This window comes from Kocuria sp. CCUG 69068, from assembly GCF_020833785.1.
GTDB classification, from domain to species: Bacteria; Actinomycetota; Actinomycetes; order Actinomycetales; family Micrococcaceae; genus Kocuria; species Kocuria rosea.
Window position 1 is genome coordinate 45,649 of sequence record NZ_PDDL01000016.1, and the last position, 6,000, is coordinate 51,648.

The 6,000-nt window shown below is 74.3% G+C and carries 4 protein-coding genes and 1 riboswitch; all 4 genes read right to left on the bottom strand.

The features are described from left to right. Positions 1-241: 241 nt before the first annotated feature. The 4 genes from CRM73_RS05260 to moeB all read right to left on the bottom strand — a co-directional run bounded on the left by CRM73_RS05260 (position 242) and on the right by moeB (position 5,880). Positions 242-1,612, bottom strand: a complete 1,371-nt coding sequence (locus tag CRM73_RS05260) for an LLM class flavin-dependent oxidoreductase (protein ID WP_109244372.1) — start codon at positions 1,610-1,612, stop codon at positions 242-244. Then, entirely contained in the window at positions 1,609-3,024 is a 1,416-nt protein-coding gene (locus tag CRM73_RS05265) for an MFS transporter (RefSeq protein ID WP_229587045.1), read from the bottom strand. The genes CRM73_RS05260 and CRM73_RS05265 overlap by 4 nt, the downstream gene beginning before the upstream one ends. 3 nt (positions 3,025-3,027) lie before the next feature. Continuing rightward, positions 3,028-4,365: an acyl-CoA dehydrogenase family protein gene (locus CRM73_RS05270; RefSeq protein ID WP_229587046.1), complete on the bottom strand. Its 1,338-nt coding sequence runs from the start codon at positions 4,363-4,365 to the stop codon at positions 3,028-3,030. A 113-nt stretch (positions 4,366-4,478) separates the two neighbouring features. After that, positions 4,479-4,573: riboswitch (SAM riboswitch) on the bottom strand. A 131-nt stretch (positions 4,574-4,704) separates the two neighbouring features. Further along, positions 4,705-5,880 carry a molybdopterin-synthase adenylyltransferase MoeB gene (gene moeB / locus CRM73_RS05275; protein ID WP_181372623.1) on the bottom strand — a complete coding sequence of 392 codons (1,176 nt, stop codon included), beginning with the start codon at positions 5,878-5,880 and terminating at the stop codon, positions 4,705-4,707. Between the last annotated feature and the right edge of the window lie 120 nt (positions 5,881-6,000).

Sequence of the window (6,000 nt, forward strand, 5' to 3'; positions counted from 1 at the left end):
GCATCCGCACAGGATGGTGCACCGCGATATTACCGTCTGGTACTTTTCGGGTGGCACCGGCCCCCACGCCGGTGCAGCGACCCCCATGATCCGTTCCCCGGCGGTCGGGGGCCGCCTTCTGCGCCTCGGCGCGGCGGAGCGCTCCTGCCCTCTCCCGGGCAGGAGCGCTCCGTGCCGAGGAACCGGGACGGCGGACAGCCGTCCCGGGCCGGTCGAGCGGCGAACCCCAAGAGCCCTGCGGTCACCGGCGGTAGGAGGCCCCGCGGTGGTCGTCGGCCAGCCTCGGCCCGGCGCCGGCCAGCGCCTCGCGCAGCGTTCTGCCGGCGGGGAGGGCCCCGGGCTCCGGCAGCAGGCCGCGGCGCCGCAGCTCCGGCGAAACCATCGTGGTGAACCGCTCCAGGTCCGCCGGCCGCACGGCCGCCGAGATGTTGAAACCGTCCACGCCGGCCTCCTCGCGCCAGCGCTCGAGCTCGTCCGCCACGGTGCCGGGCGCCCCGGCGATGACGGGCCCGCGGCCGCCGATGGCCACGAACTCGGCCAGGTCCCGCACCGTCCAGGTCCGGTCCGGGGACAGCGACGTGAACGCCGCGAGCGCGGACTGGTTGGCGTCGGTGGCCACGTACTCGAGCGGCGCGTCGGGGTCCGCCCCGGCCAGATCGACGCCGGTCCAGCCGCCGAACAGGGACAGCGCTCCCTCGATGTCCACGTGCCGGCGGTATCCGTCGAGCCTGGCGTGGGCCTCGTCGTCGGTCTCGGCGACCACCACGGTGGCCATGGCGAAGGTCTTCACGGCGTCCTCGGCCCGTCCCTGCGCGGCCAGTTCGGCCCGGACGCCGTCGGTCCACCGGCGCACGAGCTGCGGGGTGTTGCCGATGAAGAAGATGGCCTCGGCGTGGTCCACGGCGAACTGCTGTCCGCGCTTCGAGGCGCCGGCCTGGAACAGGAACGGGGTGCCCTGGGGTCCGGGGTGGGTCAGCGCCTGGCCGGGCACGGAGAACCAGGTGCCCTCGTGGCCGATGGGGTGCACGAGTTCCGGGTCCACGAAGACCCCGGTGCCGGCGTCCGCCTTCACCGCCCCCGGCTCGAAGGAGCCCTCAAGGAGCTTGTACATGACCTCCATGTACTCGTCGGCGCGGTCGTAGCGCTCGTCGTGCGGGATCTGCCGGTCCATGCCCAGGTTGCGGGCGGCGGAGTCCTGGTAGGAGGTCACCACGTTCCACGCCACCCGGCCGCGGGTGAAGTGGTCGAGGGTCGCGAAGGTGCGGGCCAGCAGGTAGGGGGCTTCGTAGGTGACCGAGGCGGTCACCCCGAAGCCGAGCTGCTCGGTGGCCGCGGCCATCGCCGGCACCGCGACGAGCGGGTCGAGCACCGGGTACTGCACTCCCCCGCGGGCCGTGGCCTCTGCCCCGCCGCCGTACACGTCGTAGACGCCGGGGACGTCCGCCAGGAACAGCGCGGTGAAGCCGCCCTCCTCGAGGGTGCGGGCCAGCGACGTCCAGTACTCGAGCGTGTCGAAGCCGGCGACCCCGGCCTCCGGGTGGCGCCACAGTCCCGGTGACTGGTGCACGGGCACCATCATGTCGAAGGCGTTCAGCAGCAGGGGGCGGCTCATACGGTGGTCCTCTCGGGGGTGGGCTGGGTGGCGCTCGCGGCGGCGGGGGTCGCGAGGGCCGGGTCGGCCGCGGTCCGGCCGGCGTGCAGATCGGTGAGTTCGGTGCCGCGCCGGTCCCGGGCGGGATCCTTCGCGGCCAGGGCGGCGACGACGGAGAGCACGGCCAGCACGGAGAGGTAGCCGGCGATCAGCCACGGGGTGTCCCCGCCGGCGGCGAAGAGCAGGGCGGCGATCAGCGGCATGAGCCCGCCGCCCAGGACGGTGCCGACCTGGTAGCCGAAGCTCACGCCCGAGTACCGCACGTGCACGGGGAACTGCTCGGCGAACCAGGCCGCCTGCGGTCCGTAGACCGCGTCGTGGACGAGGTTGATGCCGAGGATGACCACGAGCGGCAGCAGGGCGAGCGGGCCGGCCTCGAGGAAGGCGAACAGCACCCAGCCGAAGACGCCGATCGCCGCGTAGGCGGTCACCGAGACGACCTTCCGGCCCACCCGGTCGGACAGCCAGGCCCAGAACGGGGTGGAGAACAGGCCGATGGCCGAGGCGATCATCACCGCGGTCACGCCCGCGGCGCTGTCCCCGCGCACGTCCCGCAGGTAGGTCAGCATGTAGACCGTCACCAGGTAGTAGACGGCGTTCTGGGCCAGGCGCAGGCCGATCGTCACCAGCACCGGGCGGCGGTGGTGGACCAGCAGCTCCCGCAGGGGGGCCTTGGCCACGTTCCCCGAGGCCCGGTGCTCCAGGAACTCCGGGGCGTCGGCCACGCCGAGGCGGATCCACAGGCCCACCGCCACGAGCAGGGCCGAGAGCAGGAAGGGGATGCGCCAGCCGTAGGCGGCGAACTGCTCCTCGCTCATGACGTTCTGCACGATGAAGAACGCGCCGGTGGCCAGCAGCATGCCGGCGGAGGAGCCGATCTGGGTGAAGGACCCGAAGAACCCGCGGTGGCGGGCCGGTGAGTGCTCCACGCTCAGCAGCGCGGAGCCGCCCCACTCGGCACCGGCGGACAGGCCCTGGAGGATGCGCAGGACCACGAGGCCGACGACGGCCCACCAGCCGATCACCTCATAGGTGGGCAGCAGGCCGATCAGGGTGGAGGCCACGCCCATGAGCAGCAGCGAGGCCACCAGCAGGGCCTTGCGGCCGATCCGGTCCCCCAGGTGCCCGGCGATGATCCCGCCCAAGGGTCGGGCGATCACCCCGACCGCGAGCGTGGCGAAGGACGCCACGATGCCGCCGAGCTCGGTGGCCATGGGGAAGAACTGGACGTTGAAGACGAGTGCGGCGGCGGTGCCGTAGAGGTAGAAGTCGTACCACTCGATGGTGGTCCCGGCGAAGGCCGAGGCCAGGACGCGCTTCTTGCCGTGGACGATGCTGCTGCGGCCCGGGGCGGCCGTGGTCGTGGTGCTCATGCGTCAGGCTCCTGGGGTTCGGTCGGCGTCGGCCGTGACATCGGTCGTGGCGCCGGTCTTCGCGTCGCCGATGGCGTTCAGGCCCTCCGGCAGGGTGCCGTTGATGAGGTAGTCGCCGAGGGCTCGGGCGCGGAAGGCGATCGGGTTGTGGGTGGCCACGGTCTGGGCGTTGCGCCAGTGCCGGTCCAGGCCCTTGGCCGTGGACGTGGCGGAGGCGCCCACGGTGAGGAACAGGTCCTGGGCCGCGCCGAGCGCCAGCTCCGGCACGGTGACCTGGGCGTGCTCCACGGCGATCTCGGACTCGTGCAGCGCCGCCGGGAGGGCCCCGGTGAAGTCCGGCCGGTCGGCGCCGGCCGCTGCGGCGGCGGCGATCCCGGCGTCCAGGGTGCGGGCGGCGTGCAGGACGGTGGCCTCGGCGGCGAAGGCCTTGGCGGAGATCCGCCCGGTGGCCTCCTGGATCAGCGGGTCGTCGCGGAACGGCAGGCCGAGCCCGGTGTTGAAGGTCCGCCGGCGTCCGGCGATGGTCTCCACCGCGTCCCTCCGGGCCGCCCGCGCGATGCCGGCCAGCACGGCCAGCAGCACGAGCTGGAAGAAGGCGGCCTCGTGGACGGCCTCCGCGCTGCCGGCGGTGCGGTCCAGCACGGCGTCCTCCGGGACACGCACCCGGTCGAAGACCGCGGTGCCGGTGCCGGTGAGCTTCTGCCCGAAGCCGTCCCAGTCGTCCTCGAGCGTCACACCCTCGGCGTCCGTGGCGACGACGGCGAAGCGGCGCCCGTCGCGGCCGTCCAGGGCGGCCGAGACGCGGGTGTAGTCGCAGAAGACGGAGCCGGTGGCGTAGAACTTCCGGCCGGTGAGCTCCCAGCCCTCGGGGGTCCGGCTGAGCACGGTGTTCAGGGTGCCCAGCGCGTTGCCGCCCTTCTCCGTGGAGGCGTTGCCCACGGTGGCCCCGGCCAGCACCCGCGGGTACCAGACCTCCTGGAGCTCCCGGGGCAGGAAGCGCAGGGACTCCACGAAGCCGTGGTGGGAGCGGTAGAGGTGGGCGATATTGGAGTCGGCCTCGGCCAGGTCGACCAGCAGCCGGGTGAAGTCTTCGAGGCTGACCCCGGGGCCGCCGTGGGCCGCCGGGACGCGCAGGGCACCGAACCCGGCCCGGTCCAGCCGGCCGACCTCCGCGTAGGGCAGCGCGCGCCGGAGGTCCCGGTCCAGGGCGCCGGCGGCGATCTCCGCGAACAGCGGCCGGAAGTGCTCCCGCAGCCCGGCGTAGTCCCCGGGCAGGCCGGCGGCGAGGTCCGTGCCGGCGCGGGGATGGGCGGTGGTCTCCTCGACCGTGCTCGGGGTCATGCGGGGGTCCTCTCGGTCGCACCGAGGATTGCCGGTCGGCCGGTCGCGCCGGGGGCGGGCCCGGTGGCGGCAGCGCCGGAGGCTGACGTCACGGACCGACTGCAGATCCGGGATCTCCATCGGTTCTGGCATTAGCACCCTGACCCCGGTGGAGGGCGGGTTGCTGCGGCGTCGTCGAGCCAGATCTCTCAGCCGCTCTGAATGGGGCGCTTGCCATGGCATCAGACCGCCCGGTCCGGGACCAACCGGATGACGGGCGCACGTCATGGAATGTCACGACGGCGTCACAGAAGGTCACGTCCTCCGCGGTGGTGTAGCGGTGTGCCGCAGGAGACCGGATCAGTAGACCGGCTGGTCCGGGTCCACCTGTGCCGCCCAGGCGAGCACCCCGCCCTCGAGGTGGCGGACCCGCTCCTCCCGCCCGGCGTAGAAGGAGCGCAGCGCGGCGAGCGCGGTCGCGGAGCGGGCCCCGGCCTTGCAGTGCAGCACGAGGTCCGTGCCACGGGCCTCCGGGGGCAGGGCGTCCGCGCCGCGGTCGAGGATCTCCTGCAGCGGGACGGGCACGGCGCCGTCGATGGCCACGAGCTCCCGCTCCCAGTCCTCGCGCACGTCCACCAGGGCGAAGGACGCCTCCCCGCGCTCCCGGCGCTCGAGCAGCCGGGCCAGCTCGGCCGCCCCGACGGTCTCGGAGGCGTCCGCGCCGGGCAGCGCGCAGACCGCGGCGGGCCGGGCCACCGCGGTGACCGGGGCGGCGTCGGGATCCGGGGTGAGCCGCATCTCGCGCCAGGTCATCGCCAGCGCGTCGTGCAGCAGCACCCGCCCGAGCAGGGGCTCCCCGGTGCCGGTGACGAGCTTGACGGCCTCGGTGACCATGACCGCGCCGACGGTGGCGGGGAGCATGCCGAAGACCCCGCCCTCGGCGCAGCTGGGCACCTCGCCGTCCGGCGGGGCCTCGGGGTAGAGGTCCCGGTAGGTGGGCCCGTGCCCGGCCCAGAAGACGCTGACCTGCCCCTCGAAGCGCAGGATGGAGCCCCACACGCAAGGCGTGCCGGTCAGGGCGGCGGCGTCGCTGACCACGTAGCGGGTCGCGAAGTTGTCGGCGCCGTCCAGGACCAGGTCGTACCCGCCGAGGATGTCCACGGCGTTGTCCGCGTCCAGCCGGACGGGGTGGGTGCGGACCTCCACCAGCGGGTTGAGCGCGGTGACGGCCTCGGCGGCGGAGACGGACTTGGGGCGGCCGACGTCGGCGGTCGTGTGCACCACCTGGCGCTGCAGGTTGGAGACCGCCACCACGTCGTCGTCGACGATCCCGAGGGTCCCGACCCCCGCCGCGGCGAGGTACTGCAGGGCCGGGGACCCGAGCCCCCCGGCGCCGACGACGAGCACGCGGGCGTTCCGCAGCCGCCGCTGGCCGCGGGTCCCGATCCCGGGCAGGGTCAGGTGCCGGGCGTAGCGCTCGAGCTCCTCGCGGGTCAGTTCGGGGCCGGGCTCCACGAGCGGGGGCAGCGGGCTCACGGCCGCTCCCCCACGGGCGCCCAGTCCCCGCGCGGCACGTCCGCCGGGCCGACTGAGGAGCCGGCGGACGACCCGTCGGCCCGCCCGGCACCGGCGGCGTCCGTGTCGATCCGCCCGGCC

Excerpts from the sequence above, each read along its gene's own strand:
- CRM73_RS05265 (WP_229587045.1), bottom strand. The coding sequence starts at position 3,024 with ATGAGCACCACGACCACGGCCGCCCCGGGCCGCAGCAGCATCGTCCAC.
- CRM73_RS05260 (WP_109244372.1), bottom strand. The coding sequence starts at position 1,612 with ATGAGCCGCCCCCTGCTGCTGAACGCCTTCGACATGATGGTGCCCGTG.
- CRM73_RS05270 (WP_229587046.1), bottom strand. The coding sequence starts at position 4,365 with ATGACCCCGAGCACGGTCGAGGAGACCACCGCCCATCCCCGCGCCGGC.